This window comes from Paenibacillus sp. JSM ZJ436, assembly GCF_044383795.1.
GTDB classification, from domain to species: Bacteria; Bacillota; Bacilli; order Paenibacillales; family Paenibacillaceae; genus Paenibacillus_AQ; species Paenibacillus_AQ algicola.
Genome location: NZ_JBISEO010000014.1, coordinates 66,819 through 85,471, shown reverse-complemented (window position 1 = coordinate 85,471; position 18,653 = coordinate 66,819). Strand labels below are relative to the sequence as shown.

At 38.9% G+C, this 18,653-nt stretch carries 15 protein-coding genes and 1 pseudogene; 7 read left to right on the top strand and 9 right to left on the bottom strand.

Annotated elements, in window-relative coordinates; all coding sequences use genetic code 11:
* Positions 1-109, top strand: a 109-nt coding sequence (locus ACH6EH_RS16165; protein ID WP_483875084.1) for an IS3 family transposase, incomplete at its 5' end; no start/stop codon positions are given.
* Between the two features lie 218 nt (positions 110-327).
* On the opposite strand, the gene ACH6EH_RS16160 is transcribed toward ACH6EH_RS16165, so the two are convergent.
* From ACH6EH_RS16160 to ACH6EH_RS16125, 8 genes are all read right to left on the bottom strand, one after another.
* Positions 328-651, bottom strand: a complete 324-nt coding sequence (locus tag ACH6EH_RS16160) for a hypothetical protein (RefSeq protein WP_397333083.1) — start codon at positions 649-651, stop codon at positions 328-330.
* A gap of 2 nt (positions 652-653) precedes the next feature.
* Positions 654-1,334, bottom strand: a complete 681-nt coding sequence (locus ACH6EH_RS16155) for a helix-turn-helix domain-containing protein (protein ID WP_397333082.1) — start codon at positions 1,332-1,334, stop codon at positions 654-656.
* 1,044 nt (positions 1,335-2,378) lie between these two features.
* Positions 2,379-2,822, bottom strand: a complete 444-nt coding sequence (locus ACH6EH_RS16150; protein WP_397333081.1) for a DUF488 domain-containing protein — start codon at positions 2,820-2,822, stop codon at positions 2,379-2,381.
* Positions 2,823-2,833: 11 nt separating this feature from the next.
* On the bottom strand, positions 2,834-3,259 hold the full coding sequence (locus ACH6EH_RS16145; protein WP_397333080.1) for a DUF488 family protein, N3 subclade: 426 nt from the start codon (positions 3,257-3,259) through the stop codon (positions 2,834-2,836).
* Positions 3,260-3,361: 102 nt separating this feature from the next.
* Positions 3,362-4,012, bottom strand: coding sequence for a dual OB domain-containing protein (locus tag ACH6EH_RS16140; protein WP_397333079.1), 651 nt, complete (start codon positions 4,010-4,012; stop codon positions 3,362-3,364).
* 1,064 nt (positions 4,013-5,076) lie between these two features.
* Positions 5,077-5,790, bottom strand: a complete 714-nt coding sequence (locus ACH6EH_RS16135; protein ID WP_397333078.1) for an RNA-binding domain-containing protein — start codon at positions 5,788-5,790, stop codon at positions 5,077-5,079.
* Entirely contained in the window at positions 5,783-8,890 is a 3,108-nt protein-coding gene (locus ACH6EH_RS16130) for an ATP-binding protein (RefSeq protein ID WP_397333077.1), read from the bottom strand. The genes ACH6EH_RS16135 and ACH6EH_RS16130 overlap by 8 nt, the downstream gene beginning before the upstream one ends.
* A 503-nt stretch (positions 8,891-9,393) precedes the next feature.
* Positions 9,394-10,611: an IS701 family transposase gene (locus tag ACH6EH_RS16125; protein ID WP_397333076.1), complete on the bottom strand. Its 1,218-nt coding sequence runs from the start codon at positions 10,609-10,611 to the stop codon at positions 9,394-9,396.
* Between the two features lie 568 nt (positions 10,612-11,179).
* Between ACH6EH_RS16125 and ACH6EH_RS16120 the strand changes: the two genes are divergently transcribed.
* The 3 genes from ACH6EH_RS16120 to ACH6EH_RS16110 all read left to right on the top strand — a co-directional run bounded on the left by ACH6EH_RS16120 (position 11,180) and on the right by ACH6EH_RS16110 (position 14,541).
* Positions 11,180-11,344, top strand: coding sequence for a hypothetical protein (locus tag ACH6EH_RS16120; RefSeq protein WP_397333075.1), 165 nt, complete (start codon positions 11,180-11,182; stop codon positions 11,342-11,344).
* Between the two features lie 239 nt (positions 11,345-11,583).
* Entirely contained in the window at positions 11,584-12,969 is a 1,386-nt protein-coding gene (locus tag ACH6EH_RS16115) for a recombinase family protein (RefSeq protein ID WP_397333074.1), read from the top strand.
* Between the two features lie 3 nt (positions 12,970-12,972).
* Positions 12,973-14,541 (top strand): recombinase family protein, encoded by a 1,569-nt coding sequence (locus tag ACH6EH_RS16110; protein WP_397333073.1) that lies wholly within the window; start codon positions 12,973-12,975, stop codon positions 14,539-14,541.
* 36 nt (positions 14,542-14,577) lie between these two features.
* Here the strand turns inward: ACH6EH_RS16110 and ACH6EH_RS16105 are convergent.
* Positions 14,578-15,798: pseudogene (locus ACH6EH_RS16105) on the bottom strand (IS256 family transposase).
* Positions 15,799-16,652: 854 nt separating this feature from the next.
* On the opposite strand from ACH6EH_RS16105, the gene ACH6EH_RS16100 reads away from it, so the two are divergent.
* From ACH6EH_RS16100 to ACH6EH_RS16090, 3 genes are read left to right on the top strand one after another with little or no spacing between them, the layout of a single operon-like run.
* A complete protein-coding gene (locus tag ACH6EH_RS16100; protein WP_397333072.1) occupies positions 16,653-17,006 on the top strand; it encodes a recombinase family protein in 354 nt (117 codons plus the stop codon).
* A complete protein-coding gene (locus ACH6EH_RS16095) occupies positions 16,999-17,175 on the top strand; it encodes a hypothetical protein (RefSeq protein WP_397333071.1) in 177 nt (58 codons plus the stop codon). Before ACH6EH_RS16100 ends, ACH6EH_RS16095 begins: the two co-directional genes overlap by 8 nt.
* The gene (locus tag ACH6EH_RS16090) at positions 17,172-18,647 is read left to right on the top strand and encodes a recombinase family protein (RefSeq protein WP_397333070.1); all 1,476 of its coding nucleotides are present in this window, start codon (positions 17,172-17,174) and stop codon (positions 18,645-18,647) included. The genes ACH6EH_RS16095 and ACH6EH_RS16090 overlap by 4 nt, the downstream gene beginning before the upstream one ends.
* Positions 18,648-18,653: the final 6 nt, after the last annotated feature.

The window sequence follows — 18,653 nt, the reverse complement described above, 5'->3', positions numbered from 1 at the left end:
AGAATTATATGATTATGTGAACTGGTTTAACAAACACCGGGTTCATGGTTCACTAGGTTACATGACACCCGTTCAGTATAAAGCTGCGGCCCTTAAAAAAGTTGTCTGATTTACTGTTGACAGTCCAGACCAACAGTGAGCAACACTCCACATGGCTTGAGTGGTAATCGCAGATATATTGATGTAGTGGTGTTTACCTTCATAATATTGCGAACAATTGTATCAACACGACGACTGGTACTTGATGAGTATTCAACGATGCTCCCGGCAAATATATGGATACTGGAACGAATCCGGTGATGGTGAAACTTATTCTTACTTCTTCTGTTATTTTTTTGGTTTGAACTTAGCACTGTAGGCATTAACGGCCTCATCCTTCATAAGCCATCCAAACTTTTTGAGAAATTCTAACTTCTGCTCATCTGTAGCCCATTCTTGTAAAGTGTGCATTACACCTACAATGCGCTCATTCTCCTTACCATTAAAGAATTTTCTGCTGGGGCCTTGTTTAAACATTGCCGGAACACCGTTCTTAATCTGTTTCCATACAGTAGATCCACCGGTAGTAGTCAAATCATCTCCGACAAATCCTTCAAATGCTCCTGAGGCTAATCTTTTTAAAAGATTCTTTTCTTCCCTCGTTAATGCCATAATTAATCCTCCCGTTCTTCAACGGTAATATCCTCTGAATCATAAGCGCCCATAGGATACTCTCGAATCCACCCTTCAATTTTTATTACATTACTGCATTCGGGACACTCATAACTATTTTCAGAATTAAAGCTATACACAATATCGGGCCCCATACCATTTTCACTCTCATTACTACTCTGATCATACATGTAATCTTCCAAATTGACTTCATCCCCTTCACCACAGTGTGGGCACCTGATATTGCGTATTAGCGAAACTGAACGATAGTCATACATAACTTCGATATCGATGAATTTCTCTCCGGCAGCTTCCTTTTCAGCAATAACATTCCAGTAGCGCTCTGTTTCAAATGTTTCAAACTCCGCATTAGAGTCAAGAAGTTCTAATAATGCCAATGAATTACGTTTTCTGGCGATTTCGGCATCAATACTTTGTTTACGTGCGACAATGGCTTCTTTCAAAGTCCATTTGCCATTCTGAAGCCTTCTTATGTCTCTGCATGTAAGTCCTGATTTTGTCAGCACTACAAGAAGTCTCAGATTCTCACAGTCAGTTTGAGTGTAATTTGTACTTCTGTTACCAGATGGCGGATTCTCAGGGAAGAAGATACCTTCTCGTTTAAACAGTTTAATTCTGTCAGCATCAATACCGAGTCTTTCTTGAATTTCTTTTGGTCTCACATGATTCGCCCCCTTTCACAACTAATTTTAACAAGTAGGGACTTTGTCCCCGTCAAGCATTTTTTTCAACACTTATTTTGAAAGAATCGCTAAGAACTTTCATTTTAAAAGTTTTCCAGTTTTACTACTTCTATGCATTCTTATATTTTCATCCATGAAAAAGACAGCACTTCTCATAAGAATGCTGTCCACTAGGTTTACCTGGTACTATTATGTGGATTAGTTTGAACCTCCATCAATTTTGTGAATTGATTCCAAATACAACTTTATTTGATGTGGCTCTTGTTTCGTTAACAATCGGTTGTGTTTCTTCGGGTATAAATCCATCAGTATCACACATAATTGAACTTTCTTTTGTTTTATACAAAATAAATGGAACTTCACCGTTTTTTCACTCTAGTTCTGACTATTTTATCAAACCGATAAGCTCATCAAGCTGTGTACGGTCATTCTTCTTAGCAGCCGTTATGGTTGCCTTCTCCGGAATAATATCTTGTTCGCCGATATATGTAAGTTGCATGTGGATCTTGATGCCAGTCTTCTCTTGCAAAACTGTGCCACTGGTACTTCTGCAAGCAAAGGGCAAAGGTCGTCGAGTCAATGATCTTAATCTTGATCTGATGAGCCTGTGCACGATACGTCAAGAGATCCGTTTGACGAGACGTTCAAACACCAGCTGGAGCTGATCCGGTTCCACCTTATTGTGCTACGACTAACTTGGTATACCGATATCGACGTAAGCCCAAACTCTTTTTGAAATAGCTTACTGAGTACGTCATCAGCGATATGCCGCAGGCCATCTCTGCTTTACAGTTACGCTTCATTGTGTACTTATCTTGCATGTTTCAGCCACTTGTTCTGTGAACGTTTTCGTACATATTGGTGCAGGCCATTTACCAAACGAAAATGCGATTAATCTAATGGATTATGGACAGGGCTACCTACCAAATTTATTGTAAGGGATTTTTTTTGCGAACTTTAAAAAGACTGAATATTATGAAGATTCGGAGAACATTAATGCAACGCTAGTGAGATACAATACTATCAAACCAAATGAGTTATCTTAATTTCTTTTTTATAATTCTGTAGATACTCCGCCAGTAGTCTTCTATGACAATGATGAGGTTTATCCTCACTACACAAGAAACAAGTGGCTTCTTCTTCTAGGATATCATCAATACGATTCTCAACTTTTCTTTTTTCAAGTAAACCTATATACTGTTTCTCATACTCATCCCAACTCATTAGCTTTTTTTTATAAGCACTGAGAATATCTTCTGTTGGGGCAAGCATAACATCATGTTTATATTTTATGCCCACTAATCTCATAACGTATGAAAGATCATTCTTCTTCGCGTAACCAGATAATTGCGATGTATTGTTAAGACGTGTATCTATAAGACGAGTTACACCGGCCTCTTTCATTAAATCCACAAATTGTTCCAAGCTTTTTTTCGCAAATCCAATTGTACATATTTCTTGTTTCATATATTTAGCCCCTAAAATAGCGTAATTTGTTCTACAGTGATTGGATTTAACTCCCGCACCTCTACCCCATACTGTTCAAAAAACTCGCCAACCAGTTTCCTATGACAATAACGGTGGTCTTTACAAAAGCAAACGAGAACAACGTTCTTTCCACGCAATAATCGTTTGTAGACATCGCGAAGTGCATTCAGTTTTGCATTGGATTTAAGTTCGATTAAAAATCTTGATTCATATTTTGACCACCATTCTTCTCCAGGTCGGTCTTTCCATTGATTTAGGTACGTCTGAAACAAGTCGGAAGAAGGGGAGAGATCTCTTACTATTTCAGCACCTGCAATTTCAACACCTGCTCGTGTGATGAGTAAGATATCTGCATCAAAATTGATTTTCTTCAACCCTGCTGGGTTCGATGTAAATACTTTTCCTTTGGGGTTCATTTTTGATGCCTCCTTTCGAACTATACCCTTATTGTACCATAAAATCTTGATTTTAACCTTAAAATTGCTTTCGAATCTTCCTAGCACGTTTCCCACTAAAGGTTAATGTATCACCGCTGCCACAAGCTTGTAGTGGCACTGGTCCACCTTAAAAATCTCCCCTAAACTTATGACTAACCCTACGTTGTTTAAATCAAAACTACCTATATTTTGGTACGGTCGAATAAATGCATCATCCGTTACACTTAAATCATTATATGTTATTCCATTATACGTAAATGAGAGTTTGTGCTTTATCTTTGTTTCGTATTTTTCAACAACCAGTGTAGCTTTTTTAACAAAAACAAACTTAAGTGAGTAATTTTTCGAAGCAGTTAACCCTGAAACAAATGAACCTAGTAATCGCTTGTCCGAATTATGAAAAACAAAAGAATCTACATTTTGATTCACTAACTCTTTCACTTTTTCAAGCGAAGACACCCCCACTTTTCTCCAATAATACTCAGAATCGTATTCATAGTTTTCTGGTTGAAAATATTGAGGTGCTGCCTTGGTTAACTGAACTTCTATTACATCAAAAATTTCAGCTTGAGTGCCATTCTCATAAGTTAAATCTACTTCTGGTACCGCACAATGAATATCTGCTTGACTTGATACAAGTCTGATCCATTTGCCGGTACGGAAATCAATACCAGCAACACAGTAATTATTGTACTTTCGTGACTTTGTAAGCAATACAATCTTAACATTCATTTGATTCAACCCCCTTGACTGCATCTATATATCTATTTTACTTTCACACAAATAAATTTCATGTCGAATTCAGCTGTCGAATTATGAAAATTTTGATTTATTATAGCTATATGTGCATAAATAAGACCCCTGCTGTCTGCAAGAGCCTCATCTCTATCTAGTCCCATATACCTCACTCAAGCGCCTTATCCAAATCTACCATGCCGTCAACCTCGACACTTATCGTACGAATGAACTGGCTGATTTGTAGTTCGAAGTAAACTTTGATTCCGTCTCTCTACGGACTTCGATAACGATAATGATCGTCCGAAGCATCATTTCTTTTTTCGGGCTGTAGCCTGGTTAACCACCTTGCCTCAGTTTGGAATATGTTGCAAAATAGTAAAGCCCAAACAGTAATGTGTTCGGACTCTAACAGGTAAACGTGGCTCCTAATCACTACTCCCTCACCAACTACACACAACAGGCCTATAATCTGTTCAAAAATTGCTGAGGGCCGATCCACCGGTCGTACACCGTCCAGCGGTTTAGGCGAGAGAACTTCCGTTCTGCAGGCGCGACCTTGTGCGCCGTCAGATGACGTTGAAGCTAAACGCCTCTTTCCAAAACAAAGAGGTCTGGCTGTGAATGGAGCGAAAAAGTATTTTATTGGAATGAAGCAATAATCCCACTTTATGTATTGGGAATCCCGTTGCTCTTTCACATGAAGAGGGGGGACGTTAAGGCTTATTTCATCCCAACTGGTGCCAAGTGCCAATCCAGACTCCATAACTGGATGCGAACTCCAAGTCTGTTGTTCTAAAATACCTGCTTTTATAGGCTTTCGTAATTTAGATTTAAAGTTGGATTAATGGGTATTGAGAATAATATAAATCAATGAATTCTAACACAAATATGATACAAGCTAACCGTTCTACCCGATCGACTGTGATTGGTCTTCATTATTCTTAATTCAGAATACCCATATTCATCATCAATACTTGTGTCTGATGAAAGTAAAGGTGAAGGATAGCTGTACTTAGCCACATGCACAGAATATTTTTCCCAGAAAGAATTGAAATCCGCTATTTTGACGTAAGATAAGCATACATTGAATTTATTCCTGAAGTATCGTATGAAAAAATCTTATCCAAATGCTCGTTAATGTAGTTTGTACTTAAAGAACTAAGATTCATTGCTTCAATAACAGTAAACGGTAATCTGTCTTTTGACACGAATATATCAAGTTCACCAGAACCTTTGCCTGACGAAGAACTTCCTCGTCTAGTTTGGTCTTTTATGTTATAACCGATGGCTCCAAGCATGTCACCAATATAATCATTACGCTCGTCTTCACTTGCATTAGAATAATACTTTCTTGCTTGTAAAGTTAAACAAGCTACAATTAAATTTTTGATAAAACCTTCTTGCGAATCGAGATCTCTTGTAAAATTCATAGAAGGAGCTTTGGGGCTATTCTTCAACTTTATTACAAATACATTTTTCCCATTAACATCTATGTTATCGTACTCAACCTCAAGTTCAACGGATATAAGGCTCAATGCAGTAGAGATAGGTTCTTTAGCACTGTCTTTAACCGTGAGGCTTAACCCAACAACCGCGTAATTGTTGATAAGCTTAGATACACCCATCACTATATACCCATATTCTTCGGAGTTGTCTAATGCACGCAACATAAGCAAAGCCAATTCATAAGGCTTTAATTCCATTCCTACACCGACTAGGTTCTTAAAAGATGTTGAACCTAACAATGTACTGATTGTATGTCTATCAATCATTATGCTTTAAACTCCTCAATGGAATCTTATTTACTCCTGTCAATTTCAATATTCTGCCAAGGGTGATCTTTTTGGGGATTGGATCAACCCCATCCTCCACCCACAACTCACAGTCTTTATCGAAATCTAGCAAATCTATTTCCGTATCGTAGTACAAGATTATTTGTTCAAAATCTGAAGGTCTAGCAATAATGTAAATTTCTTGTTCGAATTTACGAACTCTAAAAATCGTATTCGCTGTATTTTTTATAAGCTGAAGGTTGTTTTTATCAAAATCATAATCATCATGTTCATGCAAAAAGTTTACAATATTAGTTCTTGAGCGATTCAGAATATCTTTAACGTAACTAAAAACCTCAGGATCACTTTTGGAATAGTGGATTTGAGCAGAACCGAAAACATTTTTTGACAGTGCTTTGTGAAGCTCTTCTTCTGATGATATGCCCCACTGAGCAAGCAGTTCTTTTGAAATGCTGATAGTTTCGCTCCCGGTAGATGGTTGAGATGCAAGTATTTTAGTCAATTCATTTATATCAGCTACATTATATCTTTTTAAAATTTCATCATACTGTTCTGACTTTGCCATACTTTCAGCAATTTCTTCATCGTCATAAAACCAATGAAGGTTTTCTATAAGTTCTTTAAAAGCTTTACTAACTCTACTATCCTTGCGGTTGTCCCTAATCCATGCGCAAGTGTTTCTAAATGTTTCTCTTAGCTCGAAATCGTTTAGTCTTATTGATTTATTGTTATTTCTAACATAGTCAGTGATTGTTGGAGCTATAGTTTCAAGCGATATTGTTCGGTTTAAGGGTACCTCAATTGCAATGCCTTCAAACAACATTTTTTCCCTTACGTCATTGCCTGAATACGTAGCCGCGTCTTTTAGAATTTCATTAAGACTTCCGTCGTCAAAAAAGATTTCACTCTTACACATGAAATCCCCAATTTGATTTGGTAATACTGCGTATCTATCAAGTAAGTTTTCATCCTCACATATTCTGAAATGGTTTGCCAATTTTGAAACCCATTCAGCTACTTCTCTGTCATTTTGAAAGTCATATTGCTCAAGGACACTACTAATAGAAGAACAGTCACTTAAATCTATACAAATCTTCTCCCTCCAAAACTTCAATGCGTCGGAGAGCAGTTTATCATTAAGATAATTTACTCTGCTGTACTGATCAAAGCAATTTGGATATAGGCATTTAGCAATATCAACAAACTCATCTTGCTTTTCATTTTTTCCTGCACGAAGATTGATGATAGCTTTATAAAATTCAGGTTTTGTTTCTTGATTAATTTGGGTTTGAATAAGCTCACTAAATACATTCTTTAAGTTAAATTCTTGTAACCCTTGCAGGTAATCTTTTGAAACCCTGTTATCAAGCAATCTTTCTCTGAAATTAATACCTGCAATTAAGGCTATATCCTTGTATATTTCGCCGATATTGTTTTCAGCATATATTCTGTCCAAAGGTAAGAAATCGCCACATTGGTTAGGAAGAATGGATGGATTACGCCCTATTTCAGCAATGAACTTACTTGAATTATGATACAGAAGAATAATTAAATCGTTAAGCCATTTTATCGAATCACAGCCTAAACGAGTACTCAGGGTCACCAAATTACCGCAGTCCTCAACCTCTTTAATTAGTTCAATAATGCCAAAATTGCGGCACTCCACCCACAATGAGTTGTACCAGTTTTCGATTTCATCTTTTCGGGTCATCTTCGCAGGCATCAATATATTTGACAACTCCCAAACTTTACTTCTATATTCAGGAGTTTCATCTTTCATAATCAAAATGCTTGAGGTACCCCAAACATCATAAAGAGAACAAATTTCATCCAAACTATTATGAATGAAAGTAGTTGTTTTTATATGCTCTTTGATTGGATGAATAAGGATTTCCCCAACCCAATCTGAGTCGAGCCAATTTTTTTCGGATTGTTCAGAAATCTTAACAATATTATAGAGGTCTTTGTAACCTTTCGTTGCAAAATAGTCAAGCATATCGTTATATAGGTTTATTGCTTCTATAATTCTTTTTCTGTTCTCATCTGAGTCACCACCTGAACGCTCGGAATGAATCAAGGGGATGCCGTCACGAGGCTCTGTGGGATTAAACAATGGACTATTGACAACTACCGGAAATGCAAAATCATGAGTGCCTAATAAGGGGAAATCGCAAAAAATCCGTGGCAATTCCTTATGCAGCCCAATTAAATGTTTTTCATTTGTGCTGTTTTTTTTAATTTCTACAGCGATCGATACCTCATTATTTGCTTGCACAAAGACATACCTATTTTCATAGGTCGTTTTTCCTCCTTTGGATGTTGAGATTTGCACCTCGGTAACATTAGCAGATTCAAGTTCTACAGCTACTTTTTCCCCTCTCCGAATTACTCTTTGATAATCATCCACACTAATGGTTATTGAACCTAACTCCGGCACAAATGCAAATACATAAGGAATAGAAATCAGAAGATTTTTTAGGCCTGACTTTGCCGTTTCTATTCCTACTCTATCCAATTCGTAAACAAACTTTGTATTCATGTGACTCTCATTCACAGTACACTCTGTTCCGTTGTCTAGCATATCACAACTATCACTTATGGCATTCATGATTGATGTTTTGTCTTGTCCAGTCCTGTCCAATAACGTCTCGAAGGAACGAGGGCTTTCATTCTCATCTTGTAAATATCCGTGCACCTGAACTCTTTCAGAAAGTAAATGTGTAGTCAAGAAACCCGTTCCAAATTTACCAGTAGATTTTTTCTTATTTTCAGCAGTCAATGAGCGTTCTTTTGTTGAGACCTGCTCAATCAAAAAAACTATGTTTTCAGTCGTAAATAATCGACCATTATGTTTAAATTCAATAGTTTTATTAACTTCGCTAAATTTAATCTCAATATCAACGTATCCACTTGTATTCACGACATCCTTAGCGTTTTGAATCAACTCCCATATCCATCTATACGATGTATCTGGACCGTTGCTATCTTTAAGCGCCTTGAGCTTATCGATAATCTTTGTTGCAGATTGAGCCTCGCTTGCGCCTTTGCGCAATTGTTGAATTTTTTCCCTAAACGTCATAAACTATCTCCTCTCTTGTAGTAAAATAGCCTCTCGGCATTCGCCTAGACAAATGGGGCAAAGCTTCCATTGATCTATCCAAACTCACATCCTCCTACGTTGTAGGGGGATAAGAGTGACTTTCTATCATTTCAGCACGCGCTATAACTATAATTAGCATAGACCATATACCCTTTAAACTCCAGAAATTTTTGCCATTTTCGACAAAAAGAAAAGCTCCTACAAGTGACAGGAACATCATATTAAATCAGTCCTATAGACCTTATTCAATTAATCCTTTTTGTCTGGAGGCGATTATTCTTCTACAAAAAAATTCTCATGACCTATATAACTCTATTCGATATATGGGTATATTTTTCACTAGATTGATACCCTACTTGTACCCACAATATATAGAGCGACTAAGTATCTGCTCTAAAAATTATATTGTAACTTGGCTCTTGCAGAAAAGCTAACCAGATCTGAAAAAAGACAGACTGGTTGTGTTAGCGGTTAAATAGGCGTTATGAGATCATCTTTAGATCTCGCAATATGTCGAACAGCGGTTTCTTCTGCATCGCTTGTTCATAGACATAGAGCATCAATCGCCCCTTATGCTCATGACGAAATTTTCGTACCACATCGCCAAGCGTTAACTTGATTGAAGATTTAGACCATTCCATTCTTTGAGTCTCTAAGAGGTTCTGGGTCAAAAATTGAATCGCCCAATACCGATTAATGCCCTTAAACGATAGCAATTGGTATTGATCAAAGCCAAGCAATTCTTTGAAGTAACGGTATCCCGTTTCAATGTGCCAGCGTGTACGGTAATAGCTTAAGATCGTAACGAGATCCAAGCTTAGATCTGTACACACGATACAAAACGGGCATACGTTTGCGTCAAACTTGCCTTCCCAAGATAATAACACCCGAACATTTTCTGTATCCGCAAGCGGACCTTCGTAAGCATAGACACGGTAACGTTTATTCTCCACGGTTACGGAGCGGAGCTCCGCGTTATCGATGTAGGTCGCTGCGAAGTCGGACATGGAAGTTCGAATACCTGCTGGGCAGATCGTTCGATTCGATTTAACAGCTGCAATGACATGAAAGCCGCGAGAGTTGCAGGTATCCAGTAGATCACGACTTGTATACCAGCTGTCCGCAAGCACATAGACACGATCGGTTGCGTCCGCTGGAAAAGCTCTGATCATCTCCATGGCTAACTCATTTTTGCTTTTGAAGCCGAGGTGGTGCTCTTCACAATACTTCTCACGGAAATACGGACGATAATCCCAGGCAAAGGATTGCCTCTCGGAGACGACATGCATCGATACGATACAATGGGACCACACGCTTTTTCCATTCTCGTGACAGTAGTGGAAGTCGAGCCCCTCCATACGGCGAGTGGTTGATTCTTTCTTACATGAAGTATCGTCCAAGAGAAGGAAGATAATCTGCCTACCGCGATTCTTACATTGATTTCGAATGGCTTGCATGATTTGTTCCATTCGCCGCTTTTGCAAGCAATTCACAGACCATGGTGAGTCATTCAAGAATCGGGTAGTCGAGCTGAGGTGCCGCTCTTTACCAACAGCTTCACGGATCGTCGATATATTCTTCCGTCCTTCACAAAGAATAATGCCATTAACGATCGAAGTGAGATGGCGAATTTGAGGTTTACTAAACCCCAACTGAAGAGACAAAATAAACTTGACGATTGCTTTGTGTACGCATACCATGGAATTGGGACATCCCCTTTTCTGGAAACTGTTGTGTTGTGGTGACCAACAATTTCGCTGGAATCGGTGCGATGTCCTTTTATTTTTACAACATCGACAAAGGTTCTGTTAAAGCGTTAATTTCCGACCTACTTATCCATGGTTTTCGATGACAAAGTTTTTGCAAGAGTCAAGATTGTAATACTTTTATCAGTTTTAAATTTGACATCTTGGTCTCTTTTGTTTTTAATAGAGTCAAGGAAAGATGCATCCACAACAAATGCTAGAATTAAATAAGTATAAAAATATAACTTCAACAGAAGATAAATCACGGGAGGACCGGAATATCTTATGTGCTTTCAATGTTATTGAAGCACATGGGATATCCGGTCCTTTTTTGTTCTCGATATTACAGTCCATCTTTCCTAAAACGATCATGAAGGAGGGCCAAGATTGAAACGTGAAACAAACAAAGCTTCAAAGTTCACAATTCGGCAATCTCTATGTCGATGTGCCAGACACAGCGAAAAGCATCATATTTCAAGACACATTTTTATGCACAGACTTAGAGCTTTGAGGGGGATGCAGAATGAACGAGTCTTTTGAAAGGTATCAGTTCCCATGTTCAAGCCCGAAGAAAATATTCATCCCTCGTATAACTGAAACAGATGCCGATCATCAATTCGTTGTTCAATTACAACTAGACCTTCCCCAAGCGGATGAAAAAGGCCTACTAGAGGAACAGAAGGTATAATCCCGACCTCTCCTGTCAAGTATGGTTATAAGCATAAACTTGACGGGAGAGATCTAAATGTCAAAATCACGAATTACAAAAATCACATATGCGCAAGATCTGCCGGCAGAATCAGCGGTGTGGATTCAAAAGCTAATAACCAAATTATTAATAAACGAGTTGGACATCGACTTCTCGGCTAAAACGAAACTTTTGGAGTCAGCCGACAGAAGATTCAGATTGTAAGGAGGGTTGTAAAATTGCAAAAAAAGCTAGTTGTTGTGTACACACGCGTTAGTTCCGGATCACAAAACTTAAGAGAACAGAAAGCCGCGGCAAAAAACGTCTTAGAGATGAGAAATATCAATGAGGAAGATGTTCTCTTTCTCGAAGATTTTAATGTTTCGGCGACGAAGAACAACATGAAAAATCGCCCGAATTTTAACAGGCTACTACGAATGGTAAGTGAAGATAAAGTCGCGACAATCATCATCTATGCGCGAGATAGAGCATATCGAAATTTTTACGAGGGTTCACAGTTCAATGATTTGGTGAATCTCCATAATGTTGAAGTCGTTTATACAGCTTCAAACTCCATTCCATTCCATAAAAACTCTAGCATCGAAAGTTTTTACGGGATCTTCGCCCAACAAGAAGGTAAAAACATTGGACGACGTACGGATGATGCAAGAAAGAGATTCCCCGGGGAAACCATTGGATATGAGCGCATTGAACAGAAGACAAGCGAAGGCAAAAAGAATGTAAAATTCTTTAGGGATTATGATCGCAGCCATATGATCAACTCTCTATTCGAAGAATTTAGCCAAATTCAAACGAAAACAGAATTTGTGGATATATTGTCTACGTATGGGAAGAAGCTAAGTGGTCACGCAAAAGTAATGAAAATATTACAAAGACCATTTTATGCAGCTCATTGCATCACAGATTATGGCTATGATCAACTCAACCATGTTGAACCGATTATCACTCTTGAACTTTTTGAAAAAGCACAAGTAACTCTTCAAAAATTTGTTCAAGAGTATGAGGATGAGGTCGCGCGGGTCAAAGAGCGAATCATCTTTCAACCTATTTGCGGAATTTGCAACAACGAAATGAAATTTAAGAAAATGTTAAATAAGCCATCCTACTTTGTTTGCGGTCAACGGCATAAACAAATAGCAATTGAATTGGATGAACTTAACCAATTTATCGAAAAAACGATCTTGAATGAGATAAACAGCTTTACCCTCTCAATATATGAGCCTATGTTTCGAACCCATCTTAAAGGTGTGCAGGATAAGCTTCTTCATCAAAAGCAACATAATAAGCATTTATGGGAAAAATCCCTCTTGTTGTTAGCAAGCGCCGATTTCATTCATCATGGTATGTTACGCAAACACTCAGAATCTAAAATTCAGCATATAGAGGATAAGATTGATACGATTGATCGAGAACTAGTGGAACTACGATCCTTAGAACATAAAATGACATCCATTACAAGTATCGTACCTCGAGCCATACGAAATTTGACTAAATCGGATTTGGAAATATTAATTGAGCTTCTGATCAAAGAAATCAATATACATCACGATTATCTGGAATTTAACATGTATAGCTTTGCATCAGAGCAGAAAGGAGTTGGTTAATAAGTGGTGGTCAAGTTGAAAGGTGTGGGCTATCTCCGAATTTCAGACAACAAACAAATGGACAATCATTCGGAAGAAATCCAAAAGAGAATGATACGCGAGAGAGCCCGACAAGAAGGAATCGAGATCATTAAATGGAGATTCGACGAAGCGGAAAGTGCGTATCGTAAACGTGCAGCTAAGAGAGAAAACTTGAGAGAATTAATTAACGACGCAAATGAAGCCGATGCAATCATCTTTTACGATGAAAGTCGGCTGACCCGCAGAATATCTGACTTCTATGAGGAAATATATTGCCCGATCAAGGAGAGATATCCTCATGTTAAATTTATTAGTACTCAGTCACCGGGCGAATGGGATCCTAACGATCCTATCGTCCAAGCAAAATTTGTGTTTGCCGCCGAAGAATCTCAAATCAAATCGATTCGTGCAATAGATGCTCAATCTAGCCTACTGGAAAACAAGGTTAGACCTGGAGCTCGTTCTCCTATCGGCTACGATTTAATTGGAGGTGTACTAATCGCCAATGATGAGGCCCCGATTGTGGTTACTATATTCGATTTAGCTTCTTGGGGAAATTCGAATGACAAGATTGCTGAATTTCTCAATGCTAATTGTGTGACAACGAAATATATTAGCAAATGGCACAGCAGTACGATTGATTATATCCTTCATAACTATGCGTATGCAGGTGAACTCCGCTGGAATGTAAAACATTCAAACTCGTTCATGAATGCAAGTGACACTGGTGATTTCGGCCTTTTTGATTCCGTACATGAGGCTATCATTTCGCCCGTCATGTTCGCAATCGTCAAACAAGTGAAAGATTATAAGAAAAAATACGGTAAGCTAGATACACCTTTCTTCTTGCGTAACCTTCTTCATTGCGGTAACTGCAATTCCATCCTAGTCGCAAAAGATAATTCACCTAAGTCAAAAAGCAAGCAATATCAGGTGTACCGATGCCTTACATGCAAAGAAACGATTCGTGCCGATGAAGTTCATGATGAAGTTCTCGCGGACCTAGCAAAAAAGTGGACCTCAAACCTCAATGAGATGATCAACGAAAGTAAAAAGATCCTATCCAAGTGGCTTAAAACGTTGCAAGCTTTGAAAAAATCAGTTGATCAAACAGAAGATCGCATTTTATTGAATGAACGATTGCTAAACCAACAAGACAACTCTGAAGATTTGTCTAATACCATCCATCGCATCAAACAATCATTAGAGGTCATTCGGAAAGAGAAGCTAAAGCTAATCCAAGCTATTGAAAAGGTTAATCTGCTGAACGACGATAAGGCCCTATATGAAGTTTACTCGCACTTCAAACATGCAGATGTGACTTCCTTATTCAATACTGAGCTAAGAACGCTGTGCCTGACCTTCATCGACCGTATTAAATTAACACCCAAAGATGTTAACGGGTTTTCACTTTCAATCAATTATAGGCTTATCCCATTTGTTGAATTGGAATACTCGACTGGTCAAATAACCGAACAATTACTAAACCAACTGCCTGGAAAACCGAATGAGATATCAAGGGGTCTGTCAATAAGTTTGTGTAAACTCTAAATCAAGAGTTCCCCTGTTAAGAGAAGAAGATGCTCTTTAAGGCAGATGCTGGCCAATCCGTTCAGGATAAAAGACGGATAATTGAAGCAGGATCTGACCCCAGTTTTGGACTCGGCCTGTCCACTTGCGGGTGACATCGACCGTCACCAGATAGAGCATTTTGAGCAGCGATTCATCCGTAGGAAAGATGCTTTTCCCTTTCGTTACTTTACGGAGTTGGCGGTGGTAGCTCTCAATCATATTGGTCGTATAAATAAGCTTGCGAAGCTCAGGCGGGTACTTAAAGAACGTGGCAAGTTCTTCCCAATTGTTGCGCCAGGAACGGACAATGAGTGGATATTTGGCGCCCCAGATCTCCTCAAACCGATCCAATTCCAGTAGAGCCATCTCCTCTGTTGTGGCCTTGTAGATGGGCTTTAAATCCGAGGTCACCTTCTTGAGATCTTTGTAGGATACATAACGGGTGGAGTTGCGGATTTGGTGGATGATACATTTTTGGATTTCCGTGCTGGGATAGCATGCTGAAATCGCTTGTGAGAAGCCTGTAAGGTTATCTACACAAGTAATGAGAATGTCCTGAACACCGCGATTCTTCAATTCATTGAGCACACTAAGCCAGAACTTTGCAGACTCATTCTCACCAATCCACATGCCAAGAACGTCTTTGTTTTCATCTAAATCAATGCCAATGACCATGTAAGCAGCCTTGTTGACAATAGCCCCATCCTGTTTCACCTTGAAATGAATGGCGTCCAGAAACACCACAGCATACACGCTCTGTAGGGGGCGATTCTGCCACTCTTTCACGAGAGGGATAATCTTGTTGGTCACGTTAGAGATGAAGGTCGGAGAGACATCGAGGCCGTACAACTGCTGCAGATGGTCCTGAATCTCACGAGTGCTGACGCCTTTGGCATAAAGTGCAATAATTTGGTCCTCAATGCCTGTCTCATTGGACTGATGCTTCTTGACCACTAACGGCTCAAACTCACCTTCACGGTCTCAAGGCACCAAAATTTGCTGCTCACCATATTCACTGGTGATCTTCTTTTTGCTCTTGCCGTTTCGGCTGTTTGTCGTCTGTTTGCTCTTCACGACATGCTTCTCATAACCCAAATGCTGGTCCATTTCGGCCTCCAGCATCTCCTGAAGTGTTTCTGCAAACAGATCTTTCAAGGCGTTTTGTGCATCCTGCGCGGTCACCAGATTATTCTCTTTAATGAAAGCTCGCAGCTGTTGTTTATCCCAAAGTCCCATGTGTTCTCCCAACCTTTCTACTATGTTTCATTTTAATAGTTTTGGGAGTTTACACAATCTATTTTACAGACTCAGATCAAGAAGTAGTAATTCACCGCGCTTGGCCGATCTCAAGAATCCCTTGATATCAATGAATTTTGGTGTTAGTTCATCGGTTTTCCAACCGGTAAAGGATACTTTTCTGGTTGAATAATCGAATCGCTTATTAACTTTATGGTCAAAAAACCGAAAGTTTAAACCGCATTTATATCAGAAAAGTTCCTGCAAGAGCACTTTTATTTCTTTATCGCTTATGCTATCCATCTCATTTTGAGTTGGCTATGATGATTATGAAAAGGCACTATTAACAAAATATTTACACGGAAGCACCGTTCAATCGTTTTGGAGAATTTCTTATTCTTCGGACGTTTGTTAATGGTGCTTTTTTTATTAAATTCCGAAGGGAGACAAGTACATTACAATGAAAAATTACAAAGGCTTTTTAACCCTGTTCGAAGATCAGCCGGTCTTTGCATCCGAGAAAAATGGAAAGATAAGTTACTATGTCCCACGTAGGTATTTAAAGATAAACAAGTATGAAATGATACCACGAATATCCTTTTTATATTACAGCAGATACTTATGGGATAGAATTGCTTACCAAGAGATTGATCTAACCAATATTATTGCAACCCAGCTACGTTCATCTTCACATTATATTGTTAATGAAATAGACCGGAATGAAATAATCTATTTCTATCACTAGTCGGTAAGTAGCAAAACTAATAACTTTTTTCAAATTAGGATCAGCGAAGCACGCCCCTACCACTTTGGGCGTGCTCTTTTTATTTTTCACATCGAAAGGATGACATAAGATGAGTATACTGATTGAACATGCAGTACTCCATGTTCGCTCTGCCAGCCATTCTAAGGAATCCTTAGACCCCCAGAGAGTAAAAGGTCAAAATTATGCTAAGCAACATTCTTTACAATTGAGCATTATAGAGGATCCTCATGCAAGCGGAATTGGCCTGCTGGAAAACCGTTCAGGTTTACGGTGGCTGAAACACTTGGTTGAAGTTGGCCTGATAAAATCCATCATTGTTGACTCATCGTACAGAATTAGTCGTATTACATTGGACTTATTTCATTTCAAATTATTTCTTGACAATCACGGAGCAAAGCTAATTGCCCTCGATCTCCTGGATAGAGGTGGATTAAATGGCTAACAAAGAATCCGGTAGTGTAGAACGCATTTTCTCCATGGAGAATGACTTCGACTTCGAAAGCGTGATGAAACTAATCGTCGCAAATAAAATTGAAGATCTTGTCAATAATGTTGATAAGGTAAACACTGCTACATCTCAACAAAATGAGGAAGGATTTGAACACTCATGAGATGTGCGGTATATGTTCGAGTTTCAACGGACAAAGAGGAACAAAAGGCATCGCTTAAGTATCAAAAGGAACTGTTTTACAGATACATTGAGGAGAAGGGATGGGACATTTTCGAATTTTACGTTGATGTCCAATCCGGAACAACTTCGAAAAGAAAACAGCTCCAAAGGATGATCGAGGATGCTGAAGCAAAGAAGTTCGATGTTATCTTGGCAAAAGAACTTTCGCGGTTGGCCAGGAATGGAGAACTATCGTACAAAATCAAGAACCTTTGCGAATCTCAGGGCATCCATATCATCACTTTGGATAACGCGATAAATACCTTGGAAGGGAATACCCATATGTTTGGCCTGTATGCGTGGATATACGAAAACGAATCGCAAAGTACAAGCAATCGGGTTAAAGCCACTCTTCGCTCTAGGGCAAATAAAGGGTTATTCAAAGGTTCCGTTCCTCCATACGGTTACGAGGTAAGAAACGGACAACTGCAAATTCGGGGCGATAACACACCGGATGTCGTTAGACGGATCTTTAATGAGTACCTAAGTGGAAGTGGAAGAGAAAGCATTGGACGGCGGCTGTATAAAGAGGCGACTCCTACTCCTGCTGAAGTGGCCAAAAAGAAAAATGCTGGGGATAAATGGAATGATTCGACCATCAGGTTGATCCTCACGAATCCGCATTACACTGGGGATTTGGTACAAGGTCGAACCACCACCATAAGCGTGACGAATAAAAAACGAAAAAAGATTGATAAGGATAGTTTAATTGTCCATAAAGACACACATGAGGCGATTATTTCAAGAGAAGTTTTCAATGCTGTTCAGCAGCAGTTGAAAATCAGAACTAAGCACATAACTGCGCCCAAAAAGCATCTTTTCACTAATACCCTGTTTTGCGCTGATTGCAGTACCGGGATGTGGTATCGGCATAACAGAGCAGGCTATATTTGCGGCTCTTATGCTCGACATGGTAGTAAAGCCTGCAGCAATCATGCTGTCAAAGAGGATTTTCTGATAAGAACAATTCTGTCTGACATCAAAATGTGGTTGGATCAAATCGATAAGGAAGCATATGTTAAGGAGCTGGAGGAGAAGTCTGTAAAATCCAAACTTCAAATCCAAAAACAACTCGATAAACTAACAAAAGAAATCGACACATTAAAGAAGCGAAAAAAGAATTTCGTCAACCTTTTAGCCGATGAGCTCCTAACACATGAGGAGTATCGCGAAAATGTTGAAGCCACCAATACTGAAATCAATGAGTTAGTCTTGAAGAAAAGCGAGTTGGCATCCGAATTTGAACACGAAAATGTTACAGAAAACCTCAGTCAGCTAAAGTCAGAGTTGCTCAGCTTCCTTAATTTCGATGAATTAACGCCTGAGATGCTACATCGTTTAATAACTCGGATTGAAGTTCGAGAAGACGGAATGCCGCGGATCTATTACCGCTTCTCTGCTCCAAACAACTGATTAAGA